The sequence below is a fragment of the Zhongshania aquatica genome (genome assembly GCF_027257955.1).
In the GTDB taxonomy this organism is placed as follows: domain Bacteria; phylum Pseudomonadota; class Gammaproteobacteria; order Pseudomonadales; family Spongiibacteraceae; genus Spongiibacter; species Spongiibacter aquatica.
The window spans coordinates 46,694-73,349 of the sequence record NZ_JANZNQ010000020.1; the positions used below are offsets into that span (position 1 = coordinate 46,694).

Below are 26,656 nucleotides of genomic sequence, written 5' to 3' on the forward strand. Positions count from 1 at the left end.
CAATCGAATGCGAACAACGTGCTTAATAGTACTATTTACGCGCAGTTAACACCTCGTCAACCAACCCATAGTCACAGGATTGCTGCGCATTCATAAAGTTATCACGCTCAGTATCGCGGGCGATGGTTTCATAAGTCTGCCCAGTATGTTCGGCCATCAAATGATTAAGCTTCTCGCGAATAATCAAAATTTCTCTAGCTTGAATGTCTATATCCGTAGCCTGACCCTGTGCGCCGCCACTTGGCTGGTGAATCATGGTGCGGGCATTTGGCACGATAAAGCGCTTACCCTTGGCACCACCACTCAGCAAGAATGCACCCATACTCGCAGCTTGGCCGATACACATAGTGCTGACATCGGGTTTTATAAACTTCATTGTGTCGTAAATAGATAAACCAGCAGTGACCGACCCACCCGGAGAGTTAATGTAAAGATGAATGTCTTTATCCGGGTTTTCTGACTCAAGGAAAAGTAGCTGCGCCACAATGAGATTGGCCATATGATCTTCAACTTGGCCCACGCAAAAAATAACGCGCTCTTTCAGTAGACGTGAATAAATGTCGTAGGAGCGTTCACCACGAGCAGTTTGCTCCACCACCATAGGCACCAAGCCTAGGTTAGTTACAGCATTATTGTTATAACCATCAATCGAGTTGCGAGACATATTGAATACTCTTCAGTACGTAATTAATGTTCTAAATTTACGGCCAGCGGAAAAAAATCAAGCGACGGAACTTTCGTTCAGTCGCTTGCCCGGAAAAACCAGAGTATCCTTTTCAGATTAGGATTCTTCTGCCTCTTTCGCTGGTGGCGACATAACTTCTTCGTAGCTTAAAGTTTCTTCGCTAAGCTTCGATTTTTCAAGCAATTTCTCAACAACTTCCTCTTCAATGACCATGCCTTCGATCTGTTGAAGTTGCTGCGGGTTGCTCAAATACCAATTAATAATTTCGTCTTTGTCTTCATAGCTTGCGGCCATTTCTTCCAAAGCAGCGCGAACCTTAGTTTCATCTGCCTTGATGCCTTCTGCGCTAATCAACTCATTTAAGACCAAGCCCAACTTGACGCGGCGCTCTGCGTTTTCGCGGAACAGCTCATCAGGAAGAATATCAGCAGCATTTAGCTTTTCGGCCATCGCACCAAATTGCTGCATCTGCTGATTACGCAAAGCGTCGATTTCTTGAGAAACCAAGGCTTTTGGAACTTGTAAGTCTGCGTGAATGGTAAGCACACCTTCCATCACTTGATTCTTAATGCGGGACTTAGTCGCATTTTTCAACTCACGAGCCATATTTTTTTCTACTTCAGCTCGAAAAGCTTCTTCGCCGCCTTCTTTGACGCCGAAAGCTTCAAACAAAGCTTCGTCCAATTCTGGAAGCTTTTTCTCGCTAACGCTATTCAAGGTAATCTTGAATTCAACAGCGGCACCCTTAAGGTCTTCGCTGTGGTAATCGTCAGGGAAAGATAGTGCCACAACCTTCTCGTCGCCAGCCTTCATGCCAACAACACCATCTTCAAAACCAGGAATCATACGACCAGAACCCAGCTCTAGATCGCTACCTTCGGCTTTACCGCCCTCAAACTCGACACCGTCTTTCGTGCCCAAGTAATCAATGTTTGCCTTATCACCACCGGCTGCAGCGCGCTCAACAACTTGCCATTCAGCACGTTGTTGACGAAGATTCTCGATCATCTTATCAATGTCGGCGGCAGTAATTTCTGAAACCGGCTTTTTGACCTCTATCGTGCTGTAGTCTTTTGATTCAACCTCAGGAAACACCTCAAAGGTTGCAACAAATTCAATATCTTTACCCGCTTCTAAACTTTTGGGTTCAATATTTGGGCGACCAGCTGGTTTTAGACCCTGCTGCTGAATGGCTTCATAGAAGCTCTCATTCATGACTTCGCCAAGCACTTCCATACGCACTGACTCGCCGAAACGCTGGCGAACAACACGCATTGGTACCTTACCAGGGCGGAAGCCGTCTAATTTTACAGTGCGCGCAGCATTTTGCAGGCGTGAATCAACGGCACTATCAACACGTGCAGCAGGAACGCCAACAATCAGGCGACGCTCTAGGCCAGAAGTCGTTTCAACTGAGACTTGCATGGGGGGTCCTCAAAACAGGGCTGTTAAACACAAATGGCCACTATGATTTCAAAGCGGCCATTTAAAAGAATTCTATGAAATGGTGCGGATGGAGAGACTCGAACTCTCACGCCTTGCGGCACCAGAACCTAAATCTGGCGTGTATACCAATTTCACCACATCCGCGCACTTGTAAAACCGTCTTAAGGTATTGAATTATCACGGTTTACAAATAAAATCGCGCAGCCATGACTACGCGAGGAACGAGATTGTGCCACAGGCCATGGGCGTGATCAAGCAGACCTGCAAACAATTATCATCAAAGGCCGTTATTGCGTAAAAATCAGGCAATAACAGCCCATGACAACGTTAAACTCGCTCAATAATTGTACTAATGCCCTGCCCCATACCAATACACATAGTGGCAAGACCTACCGACGTATCACGCTGCTCCATAACATTAAGAAGTGTTGTGACTATTCGGGTCCCGGAACAACCAAACGGATGACCTAATGCGATCGCGCCACCATTGAGGTTTACCTTGTCATCCATCTTGTCTAGCAACTTGAGATCTTTAAGCACTGGCAAAGCCTGCGCCGCAAACGCCTCGTTGAGCTCGACGGTTTGAATATCGTCCATACTCATGCCAAGACGCTTTAAAGCCTTCTGAGTCGATGGCACAGGACCGTAACCCATTATCGACGGATCTACACCCGCCACAGCCATACCAACTATTTTTGCGCGAGGTGACAAACCTAAATCCATTGCCCGCTGTCCAGACATCATGATCATGGCGGAGGCGCCGTCAGCAATTTGCGAACTGGTACCGGCGGTCACTGTACCGTTACGAGGATCGAAGGCTGGACGCAACTGAGCAAGACTCTCAAGAGTGGTTTCGGGGCGAATGGTGGTATCCGCTTTTACCAAGATTTTACGACCGTCGTCACCGTGGCCTTCCAGAGCGATAATCTCTTTGTCAAAACGACCATTAGCACTGGCATCTGCTGCAAGCATATGCGAACGCAAACCAAATTCATCCTGCTGCTCACGACCAATACCGTGCATCATCGAGAGTGCTTCTGCGGTCATCCCCATCATACCGGCAGCACGGGCAACGTATTTACTTGCTTGCGGATTAGGATCAACGCCGTGGTTCATCGCCAAATGGCCCATATGCTCTACGCCACCAACCATAAAGGTATCGCCAAACCCACTCATAATGGCCTGCGCCGCAGTGTGCAAGGCCGACATTGATGAACCACAAAGTCGGCTCACAGTTTGACCAGCGACTTCATGGGGAAGCTTTGTCATCACCGAGATCATCCGCGCAATATTCCAGCCCTGCTCATTGGTCTGGTTTACACAGCCCCAAATCACATCTTCAAACAGCGCCGGATCAATACCGGGATTGCGCGCCAATAAACTATCTATCAACGCCGCCGACATGTTTTCTGCACGTACATTTCTGAATACGCCGTTTTTTGAACGCCCCATTGGAGTACGGGCGCAATCGACGATTACTACATCATTTGCTTTATAAGTCATGGTTGTATCTCCGCCCGTTTATTTAAAAAAAGATTCGCCATTGGCCGCCATCTGGCGGAGGCTTTCTGTTGGCTGATATAGCGGACCAAGATCCGCATAGCGATCTGCCATCTCACAAAAGGCTTTAACGCCCATTTGGTCGATATAGCGCAGCGCACCGCCACGGAAAACGGGGAAACCGATACCCATAACCAAACCCATATCGGCGTCAGCTGGGTCACGCAAAATACCCTCATCGATACAACGAACGGTTTCTATACACATTGGTATCATCATCCGCGCGACGATATCGTCGTCGGAAAGCTCAACCGTGGCTTGTTTCGCAGACTCTGCCATCGCTAACGCCGTGTCATCTTCACACTTCTTAGGCTTACCTTTGGCGTCTTCTTCGTAACGATAGAAACCGATGCCGTTTTTCTGACCGTAGCGCTTCGCTTCAAACATCATTTGCGAAATACCCGTAAAGTCATGGCGCATGCGATCTGGGAAGCCTTCTGCCATTACCTCAGCGGCGTGGTAGCCGGTATCGATACCGACAACATCCATCAGGTAGGCAGGCCCCATTGGCATGCCGAAGCCTTCCATAACTTTATCGATCTTACGGAAATCACCACCGTCGCGAATCAGCATGTCAAAGCCGGCGAAATACGGAAACAGCACACGGTTCACATAGAAACCTGGGCAGTCGTTGACAACAATCGGGGTTTTACCCATTTGTAGCGCGTATTTAACGACTTTGGATATGGTCTCATCGCTGGTTTTTTCACCACGAATAACCTCTACCAAGGGCATCGCGTGCACAGGGTTGAAGAAATGCATACCGCAGAAGTTCTCTGGGCGCTCCAGCGCATCGGCAAGATGGGTGATGGATATTGTTGAGGTATTTGACGCCAAAACCGCATCTTTACGGATGTGTTTTTCAGTCTCAGAAAGAACTGCCTGCTTCACTTTTGGATTTTCAACTACCGCTTCAACAATCACATCGGCTTTATCAAAGCCGTCATAGCTTAACGATGGACGAATACTGTTTAGCACCGCAGACATTTTGTCTGCAGTCATGCGACCGCGGGACACTCGTTTTGCGAGAAGCTTGCCAGCTTCTTTCATACCCAGCGCAAGACCGGCATCAGCAATGTCTTTCATTAGGATCGGCGTACCTTTATAGGCAGACTGGTAAGCAATACCACCACCCATAATGCCCGCACCTAAGACCGCAGCTTGTTTTATATCTCCGCCATTTTTTGCAAAACCACGCGCGGCTTTGCTCACCGCTTGCTCACTTAGGAATAAACCCACCAAGGCGCCAGCCTGTGGCGTACGTACTAGCTTAATGAAATGATCAATTTCAACTTCAATGGCCTCAGCGCGACTCAAACCAGCATTACGCTCCATCGACTTAGCTGCAGTCAGAGGTGCTGGCATATGGCGACCAGCCTGCTGAGCAACCATCGCTTTACCGGTGGTAAAAGACATCATGCGCTCGATATCATTTAATTTAACCGGAGAGGTTTTTTCGATACGACGTGCCTTATAGTCAAACTCACCTGCTATCGCGTTTTTAAGAAGATCTAAAGACGCATCACGAAGAACATCTGGCGCTACAACCGCATCAACACCGCCATCTTTAAGCGCAGCATCTGGCTTTTGATGATTGCCCGTTGCAACCCACATCATTGCATTGTCACAACCGATAACACGAGGCAATCTAACAGTGCCACCAAAACCGGGGTTAATGCCCAATTTTACTTCCGGAAGACCGACAACTGCTGCCGACGACATCACCCGGAAGTCACAGGCTAAACACATTTCAAAACCGCCGCCTAATGCAACACCATTTATCGCGACCACGGTTGGCACGGGCAGGTCTTCAAACGCATTAAACACAGCATTTGCCTTAGTCACCCACTCCCTAATATCCGCGTCTGGTAACTTAAAAAGCTCGGTAAATTCGGTAATATCAGCACCGACAATAAATACCGACTTCGCACTGCTAACGAGCACACCTTTCAAATTTGCTTCCGCAGCTAAGGCGGCGGTCGCTGCACCCAACTCCAAAAGAGTTAGCTGATTAAATTTGTTGACTGAATCGCCTTCTAGGTCGAAACAGAGTTCCGCAATGCCTTCTTCTAGGTACTTTGCAGTTAACGCCTTGCCTTGATAAATCATTTTTTTTCCTCGAATAGAGTTGTGGCGGCGGCATTTGCCATACTTTTCATGTTTACCATGTAAACATTGGGTGCTAAAACTACCGTATTCCGAAATTCTTGGCAAGCACGGCAACACATTAATCCGTCAAACAGGCAGGATCAAATCGGTATAGCTCATCCAACCACTCGCAAACTTCTCTCGCCAAGGGATGATCGATACTGCCGTAAGCTGAACGCAATAGTGCTTTTTGCCCGTCACTCATGCCGTCTAAGCCAAGATTCTGAAATATATCGGCATCCCTAGAGACTAGACTAGCCAACTCGGTTGGCAAGTCCGCTGTTACATCAGCAAACGCCGCATCTGGATCATAGTGAACCCCGCGAGCATAGACATCTGCCAGCGTTGGCAACACCAACATAGACAAATGAAATTGATTCATTGGATTAACGGCATGACCACTGCACAGCTGAGCCATTTCTGCTGGCCGGCCAGTGAACGGAGCCAAGTGCAAAAACCGACTAATTTTTCGACCGTCATTTACCGGATAATTATCCCAAATGAGCGGCTTTCGACCTAGTAGCTCTGCCGCGCGCCGACAATCATCCGCAGTATAGGACTCGCTTACGACACGATTACCCGTCCACAACAAATCTATGTCCTGCCCAAGTCCAGTATTTAGATCGCGGAAATAATGTTCTGGGCAGGCACCGAATAGCTCTTCAAGAATTGGGTCAAAACTGTAATAACTTGGGCACATGGCCAGCTGAACATTAGGCAAATGACGCTGGATATCGTTAACAACAGCGACTTGATTATGTGCCAGCAGCATATTTCCAGCGGGCAGATCATCGAACAAAACCCATAAGATATCCGGCTTAAGATATTGAATTTCTTTTATTTTTTTAATTAATGAGTGCTTTTCACTTGTGCCATAGTTTGCCTGCAAGCCCACCGGCGACAGGCCTAAGCCCCAGCTTAAACCGGCCGCATGACAGGCGTTACCAAGACGCTCATAATTTAATCGCTGCTCTTCAGTAAATGGCTGAGACCAACGGCTTCGTAAACTAGCGTCGCCCTTCGGTGCATAGATGTAGCTTTGATACTGCCAATTTGCGAGCGACTCCGGCAAAGTAAAGCGCTGAGACCACGTCCATTGACGACCATAAAACCCTTCGATAACGGATGTTGTAAAAGATTTACTCACAGCACCTCTCTCAATCCATTAGCCGCGATAGTAACGTTGCTCTACAAACGGTGTTTTCCGCAGAGTCACAGGCAATTGCTTACCCCTCACACTTGCAAACAATGATTCATCTGAATTGAGCGCAGCAGTTGCAACATAGGCCATCACAATAGGCCGCCCAATACTGGGACCAAAGCCACCACTAGTGACTCTACCCACTGTTTCGCCGCTAGTAGTGACAATCTCCGCCCCTTCACGCACCGGTGCCTTACCTTCGACATCAAGAAGAACACGTTTTTCAGTCACGCCATTAGCGAGTTGTGATGAGATAAACGAATCGCCTGGGTAGCCTCCACTGCGAACGCCGTCTGGTCGTCGAGCTTTTGAAATTGACCACAGTAAGTTGGCGCTAATCGGACTAATCGTCTCGTCCATATCGTGACCGTAAAGACAAAGTCCGGCCTCTAGACGCAAGGAGTCTCTGGCCCCCAATCCAATAAATTCAACTTCAGGCTCAGCTAGAAGTAAGCGTGCTAGTGCCTCGGTTTGCTCTGGGGCGACTGATATCTCAAAACCATCCTCACCGGTGTAGCCCGAACAGCTTAGCCAGCATGAGATACCACCGATCATGCAATCTGCAGTATCCATAAAGATCATCGTCGCCGTCTCCGGCGCCAAACGCGACAGTACCTGTCTCGCCTGCGGCCCCTGCAGCGCGAGCAAGCCTTGATCTTCAAGCATCTCCATTTTTATATCTGCAGGCAGATGCTGCTTCAACCAGGCAAAATCTTGACGTTTACAAGCGGCGTTCACAATTAACAGAAAGTCATCACCACAATTGGCGAACATAAGATCATCCAGTATGCCACCCTGCTCATTGGTCAACAGGCCATAACGCTGACGGTTTTCGGGTAGCCCGATAACATCCTGCGGCATTAATTTTTCAAGTTCGGCCGCAACATTTGGGCCACTCACACGTATTTGCCCCATATGAGACACATCAAATAGACCCGCTGCATTTCTTACATGTAGGTGCTCCTTGAGCACGCCCAAAGGATATTGCACAGGCATGTCGTAGCCTGCAAATGGCACCATTTTGGCCGAAAGCTCGCGGTGTAAGGCGTTCAAAGGGGTCGTTAATAATGTCTCTGTGCTCAATGCACTGTCTCCTAAGTCTATATAAAGCCGTATCGCTGCGTACTTATCGCGCTAACGGAAAAAGCCGTTCAAAATTTTGCGTTGTATGTCGCAACACGTCTTGATAAGACAAACCTTTTAATTCCGCCACGCACTCCGCCACTTCAACAACATACTTCGGCTCATTTTTCTTACCGCGGTAAGGCACCGGCGCCAGATAGGGGGAATCAGTTTCTACTAGTAAACGATCAATAGGAACGCGACGCACAACTTCACGAAGTTCTTCCGCGTTTTTAAAGGTAATGATGCCGGAAAAGGAAATACAGTAGCCCATATCTATCGCCGCTTCTGCCATTTCCCACGATTCTGTAAAGCAATGCAATACACCGCCCACCGAGGGCGCCCCGTGCTCGGCAATAATGGCTAAGGTGTCCTCGCGGGCATCCCGAGTGTGAACAATCGTCGGTTTGCCAATGGCCGCCGACACCTGAAGATGCTGGGCAAAACTGCGCTGCTGATCGTCTTTACGATCCTTGCTGTAATAATAATCTAAGCCGGTCTCACCAATCGCCACAACCTTGGGATGATCAGCCAGATCAGTAAGCGTTTGTACCGAACAGACCTCATCACTTATATCGAGTGGATGCACGCCAACAGACGCATAAATTTGCGGAAAGCGTTCGGCTATGGCAACGACCGTCGGGGCATTGCCCAAATCGATACCGATACATAGCATTTTGCTTACGCCACGCTCCGTTGCCGCCTGTATTGCTAAATTTAAGTCGCCATCATAGGGCTTAAGGTCAATTCGATCGAGGTGACAATGACTGTCTACGAGCATGAGATTTCCGTTAGGATTTTTCTGTTTCACGTACTGGCCTGAATGGGCCAGTGATGAGTTTACATGGTGTGCGTGGGCTTATCAGACTCTATTATACCCGCAAGATAGGACTCAATCTTTTTATTGGCAACGCCGTCGCCACCTACAAATTGAACGCCGATACCTGCGGCGCGATTACTCTGCGCACCACGCGGGGTAATCCATACAACTTTACCTGCGATAGGTAATTTTTCTGGCTCGTCCATTAGGGTGAGTAGCATAAACACTTCATCACCTACTTTATAAGGCTTAGTGGTTGGAACAAACAAACCGCCGTCACGTATGAATGGCATATATGCCGCGTAGAGAACAGCTTTATCCCTGATAGTCAGAGACAAAATCCCGTTGCGTGCACCCTGCGCACCACTCATATATTCAACCTCATAGACTCAAAACCAAATTCCATAATAGGCGACACTATATCAACTTGCTTCCGATGCCGCACGGCTTTGGCACAATGCGGACCAATCAAGAAACAGTGATTCTAAAATTAAACGTTTATTTAAAGCCACCCCGCGGCTAAAACCGGAGCGCAGCTCCAAACCACGCTGCAAAGTCTGCATAACAAGCTTGGGTGACAGTTTTTCGAAAGCCTGCCAACTCTTCGCCTGTAATGGTTTAGCCGCGAGTTGATGCCGCGACAAATCCATAAGCCGCGAACACCACCAATCAAGCAATTGCAAAATATCTTGATCAAATAAATCATCGACGAGCTGCAACGGTGTTTTTTGCCGGTTAAGCATGGCCATTAGACCCGCATCATAGCCATCGCGAGTGGCCAAACCGTTATCATCGAATATTTGTCTTGCCGCCAAAGGACGGCCACCCGCCGCCAAAAGCAAAGTCTTGGCTAACTCAGCGTCGCCAACATAATCACGCAACCATGTTTGCGCCAAAGTAGCATCGGGCACGCCAAAGCGTAGCTGCACACATCGAGATCGTATCGTAGGAAGTAACTGGCTACTTGTATGACTCACCAAAATAAGCACTGTACCAGTATTAGGCTCTTCTAGCGTTTTAAGCAAAGCGTTCGCGGTAAATACGTTCATCGCCTCCGCCGGGTGAATCACCACGAGCTTCCGACCATTGTCACGATGAGCGTGTTGGGCCGAAAAACTTTGTAGGCTTCGAACCTGATCGATACCGATTTGGCGCTTGCCCTCCTCGGGGCATATTTCTCGGTAATCGGGATGGTTGGCGTCAATCTGGAAATGACAGCTTCGACACTGCCCGCATGCTGCCAACTTGTTAGGTGATTCACACAATAAATAACCAGCAAGTGCTTTTGCAAACCGTAACTTACCAATTAAATCTGGCCCAGCTAGTAATAGCGCATGGGGCAATCGATTTGAGTCAATTAGGCGCTGAAGATCCTGCCATTGACTCATTTGCCAGGAATAGGCAACCAGCGGATCAGCCATTGTTCACGCCCTTATAAAGGGAGATCTGCGACTGCAAAACCAACTCAATATTAGCCTGAACCGTAGCTAAATCTGCGCTAGCGTCAACGACTGAAAAACGCTCAGGCTCTTGTTCAACTCGCTGTAAATAAGCGCTTCTGACCTTGTCAAAAAACACCTGCTTTTCCTGCTCAAATCGATCAAGAGCGCCTCGCGCACCTGCCCGCGCCATGCCAACATCTACCGGGGCGTCTAGTAACAAGGTGCAGTCAGGACGCAAATCACCCTGAATCAAGTTTTGTAATTGATCAATGGTATCAGCAGACAAACCCCGTCCACCGCCTTGATAGGCAAAGGTGGCATCGGTAAACCGATCACACAATACCCATACACCTTTCACCAAGGCAGGCTCTATTAGTGTCTTTAAATGTTGTGCCCGCGCTGCGAACACCAACAATAACTCAGCCAACTCAGTCATCGACTCTTCACGCGGAACAACCAGAAGATTGCGAATTTCTTCCGCGAGCGGCGTGCCGCCTGGCTCCCGGGTTACTATATGTGGAATATTCGCTTTATCGAGTAATTTACGAATAAAGTCGATGTTGGTGGACTTACCAACGCCTTCGGTACCCTCAACGGTAATAAAACGGCCGCGCTGTTGTTGGCTCATTTATTTCTCCGGCATCGGTGGCGCAGATCGATAGTCTGCTCGACGCTTACTAAGCTGGTAACGTTTCACCGCCGCCTCGTGTTCTTTTAACGTCGCAGAAAAGTAATGCGTACCATCACCCTTTGCCACAAAGAAGATGGAATCGCCTTCAGCTGGGTGCAAGGCCGCATGTATGGCTTCTCTACCAGCCAACGCAATCGGGCTGGGTGGCAAGCCCACTTGACGGTAAGTATTGTATATATTTTTGTCGTCCCTTAGGTGGGAGCCACGCAGATTACCATTGTAATCTGCACCCAAACCGTAAATTACCGTTGGGTCAGTTTGCAAGCGCATACCCATTTTTAATCGCCGTACAAACACGCCGGCTATTTGAGCGCGCTCTTCTGGCACGCCGGTTTCCTTCTCGATAATTGATGCCATCACCAAGGCTTCATAGGCATTATTATAGGGAAGATCGACGTCACGCTCCTCCCACTCATCGCCTAGTACCTTCACCATGCGCTTATACGCGCGGAGTAGTAATGCGCTTGGCTTATCGCCAAGGTGATAATCATAGGTGTCTGGGAAGAAGAGTCCCTCTGGAACGTCAGCCAGCGGTTCTGAAATACCTAACTGCTGCCATAGGCTGGCATCATTTTCCAGGGCCTGTTTTTCTAAGAGAGATTGATTATTCAAATGAGCAAGCACTTGTGCGACAGTCCAACCTTCAAGCAGGGTCAGCTGGTGACGAATCACATCACCCTCGCGCATCATCGCCAACGTTTCAGCTAAACTTACACCCAGTTCAAGGCGGTACTCACCCGCTTTGATCTCTGCAACTTTTGGGCTTAGGCGACCATACAATTTCAAAACCCGTGGCTTTTTAATCCAGCCACGCTCCTGAAGTTGATTCACCATTGTGGAAAAACCCGTACCAGGTTCAAGAACAAAGACTTCAGTTGGCTCAGTAAGCGGCAACTCTTGTTTCAAATAACCGTCGAGATACCAAAGCGCGGCAAGGCCTGACAATATAATCGGAAAAATAAGCGCCAGCGCTACCTTAAATAGTTTAAACATAAAAAAAGCTATCAAACTCCCGCTGTAATAGACGACTTATCGGCCCAATCTCCTTGTGCACACACTCAACTTTCGTGACCGGCCAGAGCCCAAAAACGCTATTACAAACAAAAACTTCTTCCGCTTGTTGCAGCAAAGAAATACCAAGGTCACAAACTCGTGTTGGAATTGCCAAGTTAGCGGCGTGCTTCAACACCTGCTGCCGCATAATACCGCTTACACCGCAAAGACCCAGTGACGGCGTCACAAGTTCGCCATCGACAGCAAAAAACACATTGCTCCGGCTAGCCTCAATAATTCGCCCACCGTGCATCATAAGACCTTCCTGATAACCGCGCTTAAGTAGTTCTTCTGCAGCCAAAACCTGCTCCAAGCGGTTTAAATGCTTTATTCCCGCCAGCCGAGTCTGACTGGATAATTGGGTTTGGCAAACCGCCAGCGCTATGCCGTTATTCCACGCAGAGCAATTTTGTGAGTACGGCGAAATACTTAAAACTCGGTCAGGAGTCGACAAATGAGGCGTGTAACCTCTAGAAACATGACCGCGACAAAGAACAATCTTCAACACCGCCATTGGCGTATCAAGGCTTGCTATTAAAATAGTGCAATCACGTCTTATCTCTACAAGATCGCAGGGAATGCCGAGCTGTTTAGCACCAGAGGCCAACCTTTGCAGATGTTCCTCTAGCCACAGAGGCCTAGAGCCGCGAACCAGGACGGTTTCAAAAATCCCATCACCGTATGCCAAACCGCGACTTTCAGCACCGACTTGCTGACTAAAACGACCGTTGTAGAGTGTTAAAGCTACAGCATTCGACATTAGCTCTGTAAATGACCAAACAATAAACTACCGTTGGTGCCACCAAAACCAAAGGAGTTAGACAGAACATAGGCTATTGAGCGCTGCTGAGGCTGATTCGGTACATAGTTCAGATTACAACCTTCGTCCGGCTCATCTAAGTTGATTGTCGGTGGCGCAACCTGATCACGCAGCGCCAATATGGAGAATATGGCCTCCACCGCACCGGCGGCACCCAACAAATGCCCAACCATCGATTTTGTAGAGCTCACCGCAATCTTGGCGGCCTTAGAGCCGATCAATTGCTCAATCGCCCTACTCTCTGCTAAATCACCGGCAATTGTAGAAGTACCGTGCGCATTTATATAATCGAGTTGGTCAGCATTTAAAGCGGCATCATTTAGCGCACTTTGCATAGCCGCACGAGCACCGCGACCATCCTCCGGTGGTGAGGTCATATGAAAAGCATCACAGCTCATGCCAAAGCCAAGAAGTTCTGCGTGGATATTTGCGCCACGTTGCTTGGCGAATTCGTACTCTTCAAGCACCAGCATACCGGCGCCATCGCCAAGCACAAAACCGTCACGCTGCTTATCCCATGGACGGCTAGCCCCCTCAGGATCATCATTGCGCGTAGACATCGCTCGCGCTGCGGCAAAACCGCCTAGACCAACCGGCGTTGTTGCCATTTCAGCGCCACCGACGAGCATGGCGTCTGCATCACCATAGGCAATCATGCGCGCAGCCATACCAATATTGTGGGTACCTGTTGTGCACGCCGTGGTGATGGAAATACTCGGGCCTTGCAGATTGTGCTTTATTGCTAATACCCCAGCGACCATATTGATAATGGCACCAGGAACCGTAAAGGGTGAAAGTTTGCGCGGGCCACTCTTATCTATGATGACTCGGCTATTTTCAATTAAGCCGATACCACCAATACCTGAACCAATGGCCGTGCCGATTCGGTGGGCATTTTCATCGGTGACCTCTAGACCAGAGTCACTAAGAGCTTGTTCGGCCGCCGCCACACCGTAATGGATGAACGGATCAAAGCGCTTTGCTTCTTTCGCCGACATATATTCAGCAATATCGAAATTCTTAACTGCGCCACCAATACGGGTGGCAAACTGCGACACATCGAAACGATCGATGAGTGAAATGCCACTTTTACCGGCAAGAATGTTACGCCATGTCTCTGCCACAGAATTCCCTAAAGGGCTAATAATGCCCATACCTGTGACGACAACTCTTCTTTTAGCCATAAATCCCCCAAAGCTCCTTTATTGCAAAGTATACGTATACTTCACAATACGGATGTTGCACATTCAGGCATAAAAAAAGCCGTCCTACACTACATAGAAACGGCTTTTTAAACGGCTAGGCCGCTATTTTACTGCTTACTGTAGGTTTTCTTTGATGTAATCAATAGCTAAACGAACAGTAGTGATTTTCTCAGCTTCTTCATCAGGAATCTCAGTTTCAAATTCCTCTTCCAGAGCCATTACCAGCTCAACAGTATCCAAAGAATCTGCGCCCAAGTCTTCTACGAATGATGCAGACTCTGACACATCTTCTTCTTTAACACCTAGTTGCTCTGCAACAATCTTCTTGACGCGCTCTTCAATGCTACTCATGGTCGTTGGTGACTCCTAATTAAAATTAAAATATTTGGGCCTGCTTTTATACTTTCGCTAATGGACAGGGCCTAAAGCAAAAAGCGCAGCCGCCGAAATCGTGTTTCATACCGCCAGCACTTGGGCGCTCATTCTACCGCGACTAATGCCGCTTGTGCATAGCAAAATATGAAAAATTCACATTCAGTAAGGAAAATTCCTTAATGAACATATGTTTACGCCATATACATGCCGCCATTTACGTGGATAGTTTCACCCGTAACGTAGGCCGCAGCGTCGCTAACCAAAAAGGCAACAACACCAGCTATCTCTTCAGGGCTACCAAGACGCTGCAAGGGGATCTGGTTTTTTAACGCGTCCCGCTGATCATCGCCGAGCTTTTTAGTCATATCAGTGTCAATAAAGCCAGGGGCTACACCGTTAACGGTAATGCCACGAGAACCAATTTCTCTCGCTAAAGCGCGGGTAAAACCATCCATACCTGCTTTTGCGGCAGCATAATTCGCCTGCCCTGCATTACCCATCGCGCCAACAACCGAACTGATATTTACGATTCGACCCCAGCGAGCCTTGGTCATACCGCGCAAACAAGCCTTACTCAAACGATAGAGAGAATTTAGGTTGGTGTCGATCACATCAAACCACTCATCGTCTTTCATTCGCAGCATAATATTGTCTTTGGTGATGCCCGCGTTATTAATCAGCACTGATGGCGCGCCAAATTGTTCGTTAATCGACTTAACAACGGCCTCTACTGATGCAGTGTCGGCAACATTCAGCATCATACCAACGCCTTTAATACCTGATTCGCTAAAATGGGCTGTAATCGCGTCCGCGCCAACTTGCGATGTGGCCGTACCCACAACCAGATAGCCCAGTTTACCCACCGCTATCGCTATGGCCTGCCCTATTCCGCGACTCGCGCCTGTTACCAATGCTACCTTCGCAGTCATATCCTAACTCCCTATTTATATTGTTAAATTCGTCGTCGTTACTTGGTAGACGCCAAGGTCTCAGCAAAACTTTCTGGAGACTCAATATTGAAACAATTCAGCGACTTATTGATGCGCTTGTTCAGACCACTTAACACCTTACCGGGTCCGCACTCTATTGTAGTAGTGATGCCCGCGGCAACCATGGTCTCAACGCAATCAACCCACTTCACCGCACTGTAGATCTGTTCAACCAGCAAGGCTTTAATCACCTCCGGATCAGACTCAGTTTTTCCATGCACATTATGCACAACAGGAATATTTGGCTTCTGCACACTAATATCAGCAAGCGCTTGCGCCAACTTCTCACCTGCAGGACGCATCAAAGACGTATGGAACGGTGCGCTTACAGGTAAAGGCATTGCGCGCTTAGCACCTGCAGCCTTTAATAATTCAATTGCCTTATCAACAGCAGCAACCTGCCCTGCAATAACAACCTGGCCCGGAGAATTAAAGTTCACCGCTTCGACGACGCCATTCCCGGCAGCCGCTTCAGCACAGATCTCAACAATTTTTGTGTCATCAAGACCAAGAACCGCTGCCATTGCACCTTCACCTAACGGCACTGCGGTTTGCATAAATTGACCGCGGGCGCGAACTAAGCGCACCGCATCTGCAAAGCCTAAAGAACCCGCGCAAACTAATGCAGAAAACTCACCAAGGCTATGACCGGCGAGCAAAGAAGGTAGTAAACCGCCCTGCGCGGACCATAACCGCCACACTGCGACACTGGATGTCAGCAACACTGGCTGGGTTGTTTCAGTTAGGTTTAACTGTGCTTGCTCACCATGTTGAATTAAATCCCACATATCGTAGCCAAGTGCGTCTGAAGCTTCGGTAAATGTGTCTTTAATAATTGAAAATGACTCACCAAGCTCGGCCAGCATACCGACTTTCTGAGAACCCTGGCCGGGGAAAACCAGTGCAAGTTGCTGAGTATCCATTGCTTATTCCTTTTTGATATCGAGTTTTTAAGAATGTCTTGAGTTTATTTGGGCCGAAATTAACTGAGTCAAGTCACGCTTTACCGCTTTTTCAGCTTGATGAATTGCAGACTCAAAGCCCGCCACGTTAGAACTTCCGTGGCTTTTTATGACGACGCCGTTCAAGCCCAAAAGCGCGGCGCCGTTGTATTGATCCGGGTTAATATCGCGTTTAAAGGCGCTCAATACGGGCATAACCACCAGTGCGGCAAACTTTCCGTACCAATTTTTATTAAAGCGCGCCGTCAATTGGCCACGTATAAAATCTGCAGTACCTTCGCAGACTTTCAGTGCCACATTCCCGGCAAAACCATCGCAAATAATGACATCAATTCGGTCAGAAAAAATGTCATTGCCCTCGGCAAAACCGACGTAATTCAAACTGGTGTCGGCGCTGATAATTTCGGCGGCCTCTTTTACTACCGAGGTTCCCTTGATTAACTCAGCACCAACATTTAATAGGGCTACGCGAGGGGATTCACGCCCATCTAATGCGCGAGTTAGAGAGGATCCCATGACCGCAAATTGATGTAATTGCTCGGCATCGCAGCTGATGTTCGCACCAAGATCGAGCATATAGGTGTAACCAGCAATAGCGGGGACTCGTGCGCAGATGGCAGGACGACGCACACCGGGCAGACGGTCTAATAAAATACATCCCATCGCGACCAGAGCGCCTGTATTTCCTGCACTAACAACACCAGAAACTTCACCGTCGCGCAGTAACTCGAGGGCGCGGTACATGGACGAGTGCTTTTTGTACCGTAGGGCTTTTGAGGGAACGTCATCCATCGTAACCACGTCGGGGCTATGAAAAACCTTAAGACGAGATGAATCGTAGTTTTTTCCGGCGAGCGCAGACAGAATGGATGGCTCATCACCAACCAAGGAAATATGAAGGGCTGAATTTTGGTTCAGCGTATTGAGTGTGGCAGAAATAGATGAACGGAGACCGTGGTCTCCGCTCATTGCATCAACGGCTAATCGCAGCGATGCCACGCAAATATTTAGTCGTCTTTACCAGCAACTACTTTGCGACCGCGGAAGAAACCATCCGCAGTCACATTGTGACGAAGATGTTTTTCACCGCTAGTCTGATCAACAGACAAAGTTGCACCAGTCAGTGCATCATGTGAACGACGCTGACCGCGACGTGAACGGGTCACTTTACTTTTTTGAACAGCCATGGCCTAAAAATTCCTCGTACTAAAGATTAATCGCGGGGCTTTAATTGCCCCAAAATAGCAAACGGCTTATCACCTTCCTCTTCGTCGCGAACAACTACTTCCGGCTCAGGCTCCGGAATAAAATCGCGACACTCTTCGTCATGAAAGCTGACGAAGGGAGTATTTATGATTAACTCATCTTGCAGCAAATCAGCAAGAACCAAACTCTCTTCTTCCAAAATCAAAGGATCTAATGATTTCGGTAGTGCTTTGGCCTGCTCATCCGTCCACACGATAGCTAAATTAAATTCAGCTTCAATGCATATCGGCATTGGGTTTAAACAACGCTGACAAATTACTTCAGCGTGCGCAACCGCACTACCATTAATGCACTTAAACCCCTGCTCATCGCGAAAAAAACGCAAGTCTACATCTACCGAACCACTGTTATTGGCGAGGCCGGCAACGAAACGGTCTAGCCCATCAACTTGTCGATAAGCATGAATTTCCATGCCTGAGGAAACAAATTTACGAGCATCAACAAACTTGGGCAGGGGCTGTCTTTGCATAGGCGCGCAATCATAGGGACTTCACAGGCTATTGTCAAAGCAAAAACGCCCGTATTATTGGGTACTTAAAGGGGAAAAGCACTATAGCTTGTGGTAGCAGAACCTAGCTGTCACAAATAACGTATACCCTGAGAAGGCATGCCACTTAACACCGCACTACTAACCAAGCGAAATTCATGGAGCCACAACACCAATGCCGCCAAGCGATCATAGCACCGCCACCTTAATATTAGCCTCCGGATCTAAATATCGGCTTAAACTACTAAAGCAGATCGGCTTGCACCCCGCCACCGCCAGCCCCGACATAGACGAAACAGCCGCGCCAAATGAACACGCAGACACCCTTGCAACAAGATTAAGCACAGAAAAAGCCTACTCGGTGGCAAAAAACCACAGCAATGCACTCATTATTGCCGGCGACCAAACCTGTGAAGTAAATGGGAAAATACTTGGCAAGCCCGGAAATGCCGAAGCAGCCCGCCACCAACTAAGCCTTTGCTCAGGAAAAGAAGCTATTTTCCATACCGGTTTATGCTTGCTTAATACCGCCTCAAACCGCTGCCAAGTTTATACCGAGCGTGTACTCGTCGATTTCCGCACGCTAAGCCCCCAAGAGATCGACCGCTACATCGAAAAAGAACCTGCTTTCGATTGTGCAGGCAGCTTTAAAATGGAAGGACTGGGCATAGGCCTGTTCAAACGCATACGCAGTGACGACCCGAACACCCTCATAGGCTTACCACTCATAAAACTCTGTGAGTTCCTACGAAACGAGGGAGTATCCGTTATTTAATCTATTTGCGCTTTATTTTGCATTTTGATGCCCTTCTATTAAAGGAAGCAACATAGAAAACTCATTGACGACAGACAGGGGGCGCCAGCGCAACAGGCGCTCAACGCTATGAGCACCGTAGGACACCCCAATAGATGGCATAGCTATACGACTCGCCATCTCCAGATCATATTCAGTGTCCCCAACCATAATAGCGTCGCACGGATTGAAATTTCGCTCCGCACAAAGCTGATGCAGCATTAGTGGATCAGGCTTAGACGCGGTTTCGTCGGCACAGCGGCTAGCACTGAATAACGTACTTATATCTAAGTCAGAGAAAACACGATCTAGACCACGACGGCTCTTACCCGTCGCCACACACAAATCATGCCCCGCCGCTTTTAAGCCGCGCAGCGTGTCATCAACACCGGGAAACAACTTACAGGGCTTTTGATCGGCTTTGATAAAACTCTCCACATAACTCGCCCGCACCCCCTCGACTTCAATCGGATTTAGATCGGGATACAAATAGGAGATCGCTAAGCTCAGCTCGAGGCCGATAATATTGCGTATTTCCTCCGGCTCGCGAACCGCAACACCAAATCTTCTCGCGGCCTCCTGCATACAAAAAACTATCTTATCGCTCGAATCTAAAATCGTACCATCCCAATCAAAAATTATAAGCATTACAATTCACTACCGCCTACTTCTAATACTTTTTCTAATTCAGGGGGCAACGGTGCTTTTACTTCGATCCGCTGGCCATCTAAAGTAAACGCCAAAGAGTGGGCATGGAGAAATAGGCGCTTTAACCCGAGACGCTTAAAATTAGTATTCGCATCGTCATCACCATATTTATCATCGCCAAGTATGGGGTACCCAGCGTACTGACAGTGAACTCGAATCTGGTGAGTCCTGCCCGTCACTGGACGCGCCTCTATCAAGCTAGCGCCCGCTATACGCTGAATAAGCGTAAATTCGGTGAGCGACTTTTTGCCATCCAGCTCAACTCTTACCATCCGCTCACCAGAATTCAGTACATTTTTTTGAAGCGGCGCATTCACCTGCTGTTTTCTTACCGGCCATTTTCCTGAAACCAAGGCTAAATATCGCTTATCAACACCCTTTCGGGCCTTCAGTAGCTCATGAAGTTGCTTTAATACACTGCGCTTTTTGGCGACCATGACACAGCCAGAGGTATCACGGTCCAATCTATGCACCAGTTCAAGGCTTCGCTGATCAGGATACATTTGTCGCAAAGCCTCGATTAGGCCCAGCGAAATACCACTTCCACCGTGCACCGCCAGTCCAGACGGCTTGTTTATGACAATCAAACCATCATCTTCGTACAAAATCGCTGATCGCAGACTGGTGTCCAGCCCACCGGGAACAACCACCCCCTCTTTTACCGCCACCCTTACTGGTGGCACACGAACAACATCCCCATAGGCTAACTTTTGATCAGGCTTGACCCGAGATTTATTTAGCCTTACTTCGCCTCGGCGTAATAAGTTATAAATCCGAGACTTAGGGACGCCTTTTAATTCTCGCATTAAGAAATTGTCGATACGCTGACCCGCATAATCAGCCTCGACAGTCACCAAGCGCACAGTCGGATTGATGACAGTTTCTGAACTCACTTACACTCCCGTAACTCATTGAGTTAGTTATTGAATACTGATATAGTCGCCCGGTAGTTACCGGGTCCGGTTCCCGCCACAGCATGGCTGTGACGTGAGGGAAGACCGCCGGCCATCTACTAAGGTAAAGACTGCGGTTTCACGCATAGCCTTATTTCCATCAGTGAATAGCAGTGTACCGGCGGCATTCTAACGTAGTGTCGGTACATTAATTAATAGTACTGCCGATATTTGTTTACACCACGGCTGTGAAAGAACTCTGAGAAAGCGACGTAAAGAACGTTACCAATACTGGCGCAGTGAATTAGCGCCCAACAGTAATAGATGAAAGACGCCCAGCGCGGGATTGTAAAAACACACCCCAGCGAACTGGAATATAACGGCCAGGTTACAGGCCACACTGATGTACCCGTGCAGCGCAGCATAAACTACTGCCGGACTCACAAGGTAATGCAGCGTACATCAGAACGCTTAAAGATGCTCGATCACACGAGTGGCGCAACAAATCCCGGCTTTTGGGATTTTTAGCTCATGAAAAGAATGCTTATTAACGCAACTCAGCCGGAAGAGTTGCGCGTTGCGCTAGTCGACGGCCAACGTTTATTTGATCTGGATATAGAAAACCGTACCCGAGTTCAAAAGAAAGCCAATGTATACAAAGGCACAATCACCCGCGTAGAACCGAGCTTAGAGGCTGCTTTTGTCGATTTTGGCGCAGAGCGTCACGGCTTCCTGCCCCTCAAAGAGATTTCTAAAGAATACTTCTATCGCAACCCTTCCGACGTCGGCGGCCGCGCTAAAATCAAGGACCTCGTCAAAGAAGGCACCCAGGTTATTGTCCAGGTAGAAAAGGAAGAGCGCGGCAATAAAGGCGCAGCACTGACTACCTTTATCAGCCTAGCTGGCCGCTACATGGTGCTGATGCCAAACAACCCTCGCGCGGGCGGTATTTCACGCCGCATTGAAGGCGATGAGCGCAGTGAGTTGCGCGACGCCTTGAACGCAATAAACATCCCTGAATCAATGGGCGTTATTGTACGTACAGCGGGTGTTGGTCGGGGTTCTGAAGAATTACAGTGGGATTTAGACTACTTATTGCACCTTTGGTCTGCAATTAAGCAAGCCTCGGAAGAGCGCAAAGCCCCTATTCTGATTCTGCAAGAAAGCAACGTTATCATCCGCGCAATTCGTGACTACTTGCGCGACGATATTGACCAAGTTCTTATCGATGCTGAAGAATCCTTCAACGAAGCCATGCATTTCGTTGAGCAGGTTATGCCCCACTTCAAAAACAAAATCAGGCTATACAAGGATCAGGTCCCTTTATTCAATCGCTATCAGATTGAAAGCCAGATTGAATCGGCGTTCCAGCGTGAAGTGCAGCTGCCTTCTGGTGGCTCCATCGTTATTGACCCAACTGAAGCACTGGTGTCTATCGACATCAACTCCGCCCGCGCAACGAAAGGCGGCGACATTGAAGAAACAGCACTACAAACCAACCTTGAAGCAGCCGACGAAATCGCCCGTCAACTGCGCCTCCGGGATATTGGTGGTCTGATTGTTGTCGACTTTATCGACATGCTGGCCGCTAAGAATCAACGGGAAGTGGAAAATCGTGTACGCGACGCCATGGAACCAGATCGCGCGCGCATTCAAATTGGTCGTATATCACGGTTTGGCCTACTGGAAATGTCTCGTCAGCGGCTACGTCCCTCGCTTGGCGAAACCAGCGCCAAAGTTTGCCCTCGCTGTAGCGGCCAGGGCACCATCCGCGACACCAACTCTTTGGCACTATCAATTCTGCGCCTAGTAGAAGAGGAAGCCAACAAAGAGAAAAGCGCAGAAATTCGCGTTATCGTTCCGGTAAACGTTGCTTCATACCTGTTAAATGAAAAGCGCACAGCGATATACGATGTAGAACAACGCAGCGGTGTTCGCGTCGTTGTTATACCAACACCCGCGCTAGACACACCACACTTTGAAGTTATGCGTCTACGCGAAAGTGATATCGGTGACGAAAAGGAAATTAGCTACAAAATCGTTGCTGAGCTTGAAGCCCAAGCTGAAGCTCTGGATGAAGTGACCACCAGCGCGCCAGCTCCTGCGGCTGTCGTTCGCACACTGGCACCAAAAGCGATGCCAGCACCCGCCGAACCTAGCACTGAGAAAACCAACGCTAAAGTCAGCGCACCAGTTAGCACCGAAGGCTTCTTTAGTAAGTTAGCCAAATCACTCAGTGCATTATTTAAACCTGCAGAGCCAGAACCAGAGCCGGAACCAACTCCTGCGCCGCGTCCGCGCAGCAGCAATCCGCGCAACAATAACCGCTCGGGTAATCGCAACAATAACCGCGGTGGGCGGAACCGCCGCAATCCGGACCAGCGGGCACCACGCGACGACAACCGAGTTTCTGACAATCGCGGCAATAAAGCCGAGAAAATCACTAAATCTGAGGTATCCGAACAAAGCGCTGACATTGTGAATAGCAATGAGGAACAAAATGCTGCGCCTGAAAACAACAACAGACCAAAACGTCGGCCAGGCAACCGCAAACCGCGCAACTCGCAAGAACGTAAGCGCACCCCGGCCCCGGTTAGCGATGAGAATCAAGCCACAGGCGAGAACAGCCCTACTGAAAATATCGAAACTAAAGCAGAGGCAAATCATGAGCAGGCAACGAGCAAGCCAGCCCGCTCCGAGCGACCTAATCGCAACAGAGACAATAGCAAAACATCTACAAACGAAGAGCCAACTACTGCTGAATCTCCGGCGCCAGAAGCTGTTACTCAAGATGAGCCAAAGACCGCTGAAAGCGAAGCAGTCTCACCAGCACCACTAGAGCCAGCAAAAGAAGCCGCGCCAGCTGCCGAGTTTGCAGAAAAAGAGGAAGACGTGGCACCAGCTCCGGCTGAAGCATCTGAGGAAGCGGCAAAACCTGCTGACACTGAAGCAGCAAATATCGCGGCTGAAGAATTGCCAACTGAAACCGCAAACGCACCAGCACCTGAAGCTCAACTACTGCAGCAATCCGAGCCAACGGAAGTTAGCGAGCCTGACGCTGAGGCGCCTGAACCTGTAGCAGCTAAAACACCCGCTGCAAGTAAACCAGCAGCGGCTAAGACAAAGGAAACGGCTCTAGCACCCGCCGTTGAAACTGTACGACCGGTTGGCCGCGCAGCGAATGATCCACGGATTGCACCTCAGCCGTTAAAAGATCTGCAGATAACCACGGCCAAGCCATTACCGCCGGCATTAGACGCAAGCATTGCGGCTACACCTGACCCTAACCGGCCAAAAATGCCACGCGCGGCAAATGATCCCCGCAACTAAATATCTAATTTTATATTAGCGATATAGGCCCAGCTTATTAGCTGGGCTTTTTTTTGCTTAAATTTTATTCAAGTAGCCCTACATCGAACTGATTTATAAGTCTTTTTTGTATTACCGCTTGTTTCACAACACAAGCTATGTATAATCCTCGACTGCTGCGGAGGGGTGGCAGAGTGGTCGATTGCACCGGTCTTGAAAACCGGCGTTGGTTTATCCCAACCCAGGGTTCAAATCCCTGCCCCTCCGCCACTTTTGCCCATGTTCTGTGGGCTCCCGCCAAGATCATTTAAATACCCGCCACTTACCTACCACCTATTTTGCTGAAGCAAGATTACCTCAGCTCAAACTCGCTATACCTACCCTACTCTCTTCAATCCGATCCAAATATAATCTATCGTCACTGGTCAACGTCTAGCTTATCAATTGTTTTCTGGAAGGTGCTGCAGCGAAGGTGCGAGAAAATATAAAGCAAGCAGGTAGTAAGGGCATAACAAAAGCCGAGCTATTGATCCTCATGCCAGAGATACATCATCGCACCACGGGCTGAGCAGCACAGTTCCTTGCATCTAAAGGATTTGTAGACACGGTAGGCCTCAGTTATTACCCACCAACTACTTTATAGAGCAAACCCTGGTGAATATCGCTGCGAGCCCAAAAGCTTGGGAAGAGATTTTACCTCTTGCCATCCAAATTCCAGTAGCACCAGCAATCCCGAGGAATGCACTGCTGGTGCTAGAAAAATTCAAACTTGTCGAATTAACTGAAGATCTACTTTACACCCGCTTAATGGAGGCAGGTAAAATTAGAGTTAAAGGTAGCTATCAACCTCGAAGGGCAATCAAAGCGTGGCAACCAACTCTGGCCGCGGATTCGACCATAACTTGACCACCTGCGCACCAGCTCACCAGCTCACCAGCTCACCAGCTCACCAGCTCACCAATAATGTAGCCGATTTGTCACCAGGCTGTGTGAAAACTATTTTCAAGTCATAATTTAAACAAGAACTGATGTGAATATGTGTCTTACATCAAAATTTGACCAAGTTTTCTTGCCAATCAAATACGCATTTTACTTAGGATTGCATGATTAATTTGGTCATAGGAGTTTTCACACAGCCTCTCACAATAGTGGTCAGTAACTGTTTCCGCGTCGTCGCGATAAGTGAACAAGAGAGTACGCCCCACTAACGCATTGGCGAATCAGTTAGCTCATTGAAATTTATAAAAAACGCGATATGATCAGGGAAAAGGAAATTTTGTCAGAATTAAAGGGATTTATTCTTCGTTTGATTGGTGCTCGCCTCGCTCGAGACATATATTTTATTGAATTCCCTTGTACTTTTTAAGCCATGCTGAAGCCCTGACTTTGATAAGGGGCACGAGTCTCTAAAACTACCTGTTAGGCACAAAGAGAACAACAAAATGCACAAATGGATTTTTATCGCACTAATATTTTCTTATCAGGCTCAAGCCGGAATCATCACCTGTGCTGATACTGCATCTGTTGGCGCTGAAGCCAAACTGTCACTCCATACCTCAGCCCAAGAAAGAGCGCAGCGAGCGGCCGAAGACCTAGTGGAGAAGAAGGTAGTATATCCATACGTAGATATGTTCGGAAAAAAAGCATCAAATGTTCGGCGACAATTAGGATGACCGGTTGACGACAACTATCTTGGCCGGTTGGATGTAACGTTCGGTACTTTGATTTTCCCTTGGAGAACAGCGTGCCGGGATTACATATCACCCAACGACAAGAGGAGCTGTATATGCAGCATCGACAGCGTGGTATCACCCAAGAAACCGCAGCCGCGAAGATAAATATTTCCGTTCGTTCAGGCCGTAGAATCGAGAAAGACCCAATCCACCACCCACCTGAGCGTCACTGGCGCACCCGCGAAGATCCGCTGGAGGCCGTCTGGGAGCGTGAGCTTGTGGTGTTACTCGAACGCGAGCCGAGCCTCACTGGACTGACGCTATTGGAGTATTTGCAAGAGCACTACCCCGAGCACTACGATCAACGTGTATTGAGAACGCTGCAACGACGGGTCAAGCAATGGCGTGCGCTGTGCGGCCCCGACAAAGAGGTAATGTTTCGCCAGCAAGCGGTGATCGGGCAACAAGGGTTTTCCGATTTCACCCACCCCGATGACGCGGTTACCCTTGCGGGTCAGGCCTTTCCCCACTTGCTCTATCAGTTTCGTCTTGCTTATAGCGGCTGGCGCTCAGTCACGATAGTGCAAGGCGGCGAAAGCTACGCCGCGTTAGCCTTTGGTTTACAGCGCGCACTGCAGCAAGCTGGTGGCAGCCCGGTTGAGCATCGCACCGACAGCCTCAGCGCAGCACGCAACAATACCCAGAATATATGGACAGATGCGTACCGCGATTTGTGTGATCATTATCGCATGCAGCCCACCCGCAATAACCCTGGCCAGTCGCATGAAAACGGTGTAGTAGAATGCGCCAACGGTTCGTTGAAACATCGTTTGTCACAACAATTCAAGCTTCGTGGCAATCACGATTTTGAGTGCATTGAAGCGTACCAATACTGGATCGACAAAACTGTAGCCAAGCTCAATCAGCGGGTTCGTTCGCGGTTTGCCGATGAACAAGCTGCACTGAGTCCACTGCCAGATCAACCTTCTGTTGACTATCAAGTTTTGT

General features: G+C 48.7%; 26 protein-coding genes and 2 tRNA genes. 6 read left to right on the plus strand and 22 right to left on the minus strand.

Annotated features, from left to right (window positions below; all coding sequences use genetic code 11):
• Positions 1-31 precede the first annotated feature (31 nt).
• From clpP to O9X78_RS16690, 20 genes are all read right to left on the minus strand, one after another.
• Positions 32-664: an ATP-dependent Clp endopeptidase proteolytic subunit ClpP gene (clpP, locus tag O9X78_RS16595; protein WP_269620851.1), complete on the minus strand. Its 633-nt coding sequence runs from the start codon at positions 662-664 to the stop codon at positions 32-34.
• Positions 665-781: 117 nt separating this feature from the next.
• Entirely contained in the window at positions 782-2,110 is a 1,329-nt protein-coding gene (gene tig, locus O9X78_RS16600) for a trigger factor (RefSeq protein ID WP_269620852.1), read from the minus strand.
• An 80-nt stretch (positions 2,111-2,190) separates the two neighbouring features.
• Positions 2,191-2,275 (minus strand) — tRNA-Leu (locus O9X78_RS16605).
• 183 nt (positions 2,276-2,458) lie between these two features.
• Positions 2,459-3,634 (minus strand): acetyl-CoA C-acyltransferase FadA, encoded by a 1,176-nt coding sequence (fadA, locus tag O9X78_RS16610; RefSeq protein WP_269620853.1) that lies wholly within the window; start codon positions 3,632-3,634, stop codon positions 2,459-2,461.
• A gap of 18 nt (positions 3,635-3,652) precedes the next feature.
• The gene (gene fadB / locus O9X78_RS16615; RefSeq protein WP_269620854.1) at positions 3,653-5,800 is read right to left on the minus strand and encodes a fatty acid oxidation complex subunit alpha FadB; all 2,148 of its coding nucleotides are present in this window, start codon (positions 5,798-5,800) and stop codon (positions 3,653-3,655) included.
• A gap of 118 nt (positions 5,801-5,918) precedes the next feature.
• Positions 5,919-6,986, minus strand: a complete 1,068-nt coding sequence (locus O9X78_RS16620; protein WP_269620855.1) for a beta-N-acetylglucosaminidase domain-containing protein — start codon at positions 6,984-6,986, stop codon at positions 5,919-5,921.
• 18 nt (positions 6,987-7,004) lie between these two features.
• Entirely contained in the window at positions 7,005-8,123 is a 1,119-nt protein-coding gene (gene gcvT, locus O9X78_RS16625) for a glycine cleavage system aminomethyltransferase GcvT (RefSeq protein WP_269620856.1), read from the minus strand.
• Between the two features lie 43 nt (positions 8,124-8,166).
• A complete protein-coding gene (locus O9X78_RS16630) occupies positions 8,167-8,943 on the minus strand; it encodes a TatD family hydrolase (RefSeq protein WP_269620857.1) in 777 nt (258 codons plus the stop codon).
• Between the two features lie 59 nt (positions 8,944-9,002).
• Entirely contained in the window at positions 9,003-9,353 is a 351-nt protein-coding gene (locus O9X78_RS16635) for a PilZ domain-containing protein (RefSeq protein ID WP_269620858.1), read from the minus strand.
• 51 nt (positions 9,354-9,404) lie between these two features.
• Entirely contained in the window at positions 9,405-10,403 is a 999-nt protein-coding gene (locus tag O9X78_RS16640; RefSeq protein WP_269620859.1) for a DNA polymerase III subunit delta', read from the minus strand.
• A complete protein-coding gene (gene tmk / locus O9X78_RS16645; RefSeq protein WP_269620860.1) occupies positions 10,396-11,052 on the minus strand; it encodes a dTMP kinase in 657 nt (218 codons plus the stop codon). Before tmk ends, O9X78_RS16640 begins: the two co-directional genes overlap by 8 nt.
• A complete protein-coding gene (mltG, locus tag O9X78_RS16650) occupies positions 11,053-12,108 on the minus strand; it encodes an endolytic transglycosylase MltG (protein WP_269620861.1) in 1,056 nt (351 codons plus the stop codon).
• Positions 12,101-12,928 carry an aminodeoxychorismate lyase gene (gene pabC / locus O9X78_RS16655; protein WP_269620862.1) on the minus strand — a complete coding sequence of 276 codons (828 nt, stop codon included), beginning with the start codon at positions 12,926-12,928 and terminating at the stop codon, positions 12,101-12,103. Before pabC ends, mltG begins: the two co-directional genes overlap by 8 nt.
• Entirely contained in the window at positions 12,928-14,172 is a 1,245-nt protein-coding gene (fabF, locus tag O9X78_RS16660; RefSeq protein ID WP_269620863.1) for a beta-ketoacyl-ACP synthase II, read from the minus strand. Before fabF ends, pabC begins: the two co-directional genes overlap by 1 nt.
• 135 nt (positions 14,173-14,307) lie before the next feature.
• Positions 14,308-14,544 (minus strand): acyl carrier protein, encoded by a 237-nt coding sequence (gene acpP, locus O9X78_RS16665; protein ID WP_103684682.1) that lies wholly within the window; start codon positions 14,542-14,544, stop codon positions 14,308-14,310.
• Positions 14,545-14,759: 215 nt separating this feature from the next.
• Positions 14,760-15,497 (minus strand): 3-oxoacyl-ACP reductase FabG, encoded by a 738-nt coding sequence (gene fabG / locus O9X78_RS16670; protein ID WP_269620864.1) that lies wholly within the window; start codon positions 15,495-15,497, stop codon positions 14,760-14,762.
• A gap of 38 nt (positions 15,498-15,535) precedes the next feature.
• The gene (fabD, locus tag O9X78_RS16675) at positions 15,536-16,480 is read right to left on the minus strand and encodes an ACP S-malonyltransferase (RefSeq protein WP_269620865.1); all 945 of its coding nucleotides are present in this window, start codon (positions 16,478-16,480) and stop codon (positions 15,536-15,538) included.
• 27 nt (positions 16,481-16,507) lie between these two features.
• Positions 16,508-17,518, minus strand: a complete 1,011-nt coding sequence (plsX, locus tag O9X78_RS16680; protein ID WP_269620866.1) for a phosphate acyltransferase PlsX — start codon at positions 17,516-17,518, stop codon at positions 16,508-16,510.
• Positions 17,519-17,526: 8 nt separating this feature from the next.
• On the minus strand, positions 17,527-17,706 hold the full coding sequence (gene rpmF, locus O9X78_RS16685) for a 50S ribosomal protein L32 (protein ID WP_103684678.1): 180 nt from the start codon (positions 17,704-17,706) through the stop codon (positions 17,527-17,529).
• A gap of 26 nt (positions 17,707-17,732) precedes the next feature.
• Positions 17,733-18,254, minus strand: coding sequence for a YceD family protein (locus O9X78_RS16690; protein ID WP_269620867.1), 522 nt, complete (start codon positions 18,252-18,254; stop codon positions 17,733-17,735).
• Positions 18,255-18,447: 193 nt separating this feature from the next.
• On the opposite strand from O9X78_RS16690, the gene O9X78_RS16695 reads away from it, so the two are divergent.
• Entirely contained in the window at positions 18,448-19,047 is a 600-nt protein-coding gene (locus tag O9X78_RS16695) for a Maf family protein (RefSeq protein ID WP_269620868.1), read from the plus strand.
• A 12-nt stretch (positions 19,048-19,059) separates the two neighbouring features.
• Here O9X78_RS16695 and O9X78_RS16700 read toward each other — a convergent pair whose 3' ends face one another.
• Together O9X78_RS16700 and rluC are read right to left on the minus strand one after the other, a co-directional pair.
• Positions 19,060-19,713: an HAD-IA family hydrolase gene (locus tag O9X78_RS16700; RefSeq protein WP_269620869.1), complete on the minus strand. Its 654-nt coding sequence runs from the start codon at positions 19,711-19,713 to the stop codon at positions 19,060-19,062.
• On the minus strand, positions 19,713-20,666 hold the full coding sequence (gene rluC / locus O9X78_RS16705) for a 23S rRNA pseudouridine(955/2504/2580) synthase RluC (protein WP_269620870.1): 954 nt from the start codon (positions 20,664-20,666) through the stop codon (positions 19,713-19,715). The genes O9X78_RS16700 and rluC overlap by 1 nt, the downstream gene beginning before the upstream one ends.
• Positions 20,667-20,990: 324 nt before the next feature.
• Between rluC and O9X78_RS16710 the strand changes: the two genes are divergently transcribed.
• The 5 genes from O9X78_RS16710 to istA all read left to right on the plus strand — a co-directional run.
• Entirely contained in the window at positions 20,991-21,194 is a 204-nt protein-coding gene (locus tag O9X78_RS16710) for a hypothetical protein (RefSeq protein ID WP_269620871.1), read from the plus strand.
• Positions 21,195-21,197: 3 nt separating this feature from the next.
• Positions 21,198-23,996, plus strand: a complete 2,799-nt coding sequence (gene rne / locus O9X78_RS16715; RefSeq protein WP_269620872.1) for a ribonuclease E — start codon at positions 21,198-21,200, stop codon at positions 23,994-23,996.
• A 159-nt stretch (positions 23,997-24,155) separates the two neighbouring features.
• Positions 24,156-24,245: transfer RNA gene (locus tag O9X78_RS16720), tRNA-Ser, on the plus strand.
• Between the two features lie 384 nt (positions 24,246-24,629).
• Positions 24,630-24,881, plus strand: coding sequence for a hypothetical protein (locus tag O9X78_RS16725; protein ID WP_269620873.1), 252 nt, complete (start codon positions 24,630-24,632; stop codon positions 24,879-24,881).
• Between the two features lie 838 nt (positions 24,882-25,719).
• The coding region (gene istA, locus O9X78_RS16730) for an IS21 family transposase (RefSeq protein WP_269620874.1) at positions 25,720-26,656 on the plus strand (937 nt) is incomplete at its 3' end.

Excerpts from the sequence above, each read along its gene's own strand:
- rpmF (WP_103684678.1), bottom strand. The coding sequence starts at position 17,706 with ATGGCTGTTCAAAAAAGTAAAGTGACCCGTTCACGTCGCGGTCAGCGT.
- tig (WP_269620852.1), bottom strand. The coding sequence starts at position 2,110 with ATGCAAGTCTCAGTTGAAACGACTTCTGGCCTAGAGCGTCGCCTGATT.
- O9X78_RS16630 (WP_269620857.1), bottom strand. The coding sequence starts at position 8,943 with ATGCTCGTAGACAGTCATTGTCACCTCGATCGAATTGACCTTAAGCCC.
- fabG (WP_269620864.1), bottom strand. The coding sequence starts at position 15,497 with ATGACTGCGAAGGTAGCATTGGTAACAGGCGCGAGTCGCGGAATAGGG.
- O9X78_RS16710 (WP_269620871.1), top strand. The coding sequence starts at position 20,991 with ATGAAAGACGCCCAGCGCGGGATTGTAAAAACACACCCCAGCGAACTG.
- tmk (WP_269620860.1), bottom strand. The coding sequence starts at position 11,052 with ATGAGCCAACAACAGCGCGGCCGTTTTATTACCGTTGAGGGTACCGAA.
- rne (WP_269620872.1), top strand. The coding sequence starts at position 21,198 with ATGAAAAGAATGCTTATTAACGCAACTCAGCCGGAAGAGTTGCGCGTT.
- fabD (WP_269620865.1), bottom strand. The coding sequence starts at position 16,480 with ATGGATACTCAGCAACTTGCACTGGTTTTCCCCGGCCAGGGTTCTCAG.
- fadB (WP_269620854.1), bottom strand. The coding sequence starts at position 5,800 with ATGATTTATCAAGGCAAGGCGTTAACTGCAAAGTACCTAGAAGAAGGC.
- O9X78_RS16640 (WP_269620859.1), bottom strand. The coding sequence starts at position 10,403 with ATGGCTGATCCGCTGGTTGCCTATTCCTGGCAAATGAGTCAATGGCAG.
- mltG (WP_269620861.1), bottom strand. The coding sequence starts at position 12,108 with ATGTTTAAACTATTTAAGGTAGCGCTGGCGCTTATTTTTCCGATTATA.
- O9X78_RS16700 (WP_269620869.1), bottom strand. The coding sequence starts at position 19,713 with ATGCTTATAATTTTTGATTGGGATGGTACGATTTTAGATTCGAGCGAT.
- O9X78_RS16635 (WP_269620858.1), bottom strand. The coding sequence starts at position 9,353 with ATGAGTGGTGCGCAGGGTGCACGCAACGGGATTTTGTCTCTGACTATC.
- O9X78_RS16695 (WP_269620868.1), top strand. The coding sequence starts at position 18,448 with ATGCCGCCAAGCGATCATAGCACCGCCACCTTAATATTAGCCTCCGGA.
- clpP (WP_269620851.1), bottom strand. The coding sequence starts at position 664 with ATGTCTCGCAACTCGATTGATGGTTATAACAATAATGCTGTAACTAAC.
- acpP (WP_103684682.1), bottom strand. The coding sequence starts at position 14,544 with ATGAGTAGCATTGAAGAGCGCGTCAAGAAGATTGTTGCAGAGCAACTA.
- fabF (WP_269620863.1), bottom strand. The coding sequence starts at position 14,172 with ATGGCTAAAAGAAGAGTTGTCGTCACAGGTATGGGCATTATTAGCCCT.
- pabC (WP_269620862.1), bottom strand. The coding sequence starts at position 12,928 with ATGTCGAATGCTGTAGCTTTAACACTCTACAACGGTCGTTTTAGTCAG.
- O9X78_RS16690 (WP_269620867.1), bottom strand. The coding sequence starts at position 18,254 with ATGCAAAGACAGCCCCTGCCCAAGTTTGTTGATGCTCGTAAATTTGTT.
- fadA (WP_269620853.1), bottom strand. The coding sequence starts at position 3,634 with ATGACTTATAAAGCAAATGATGTAGTAATCGTCGATTGCGCCCGTACT.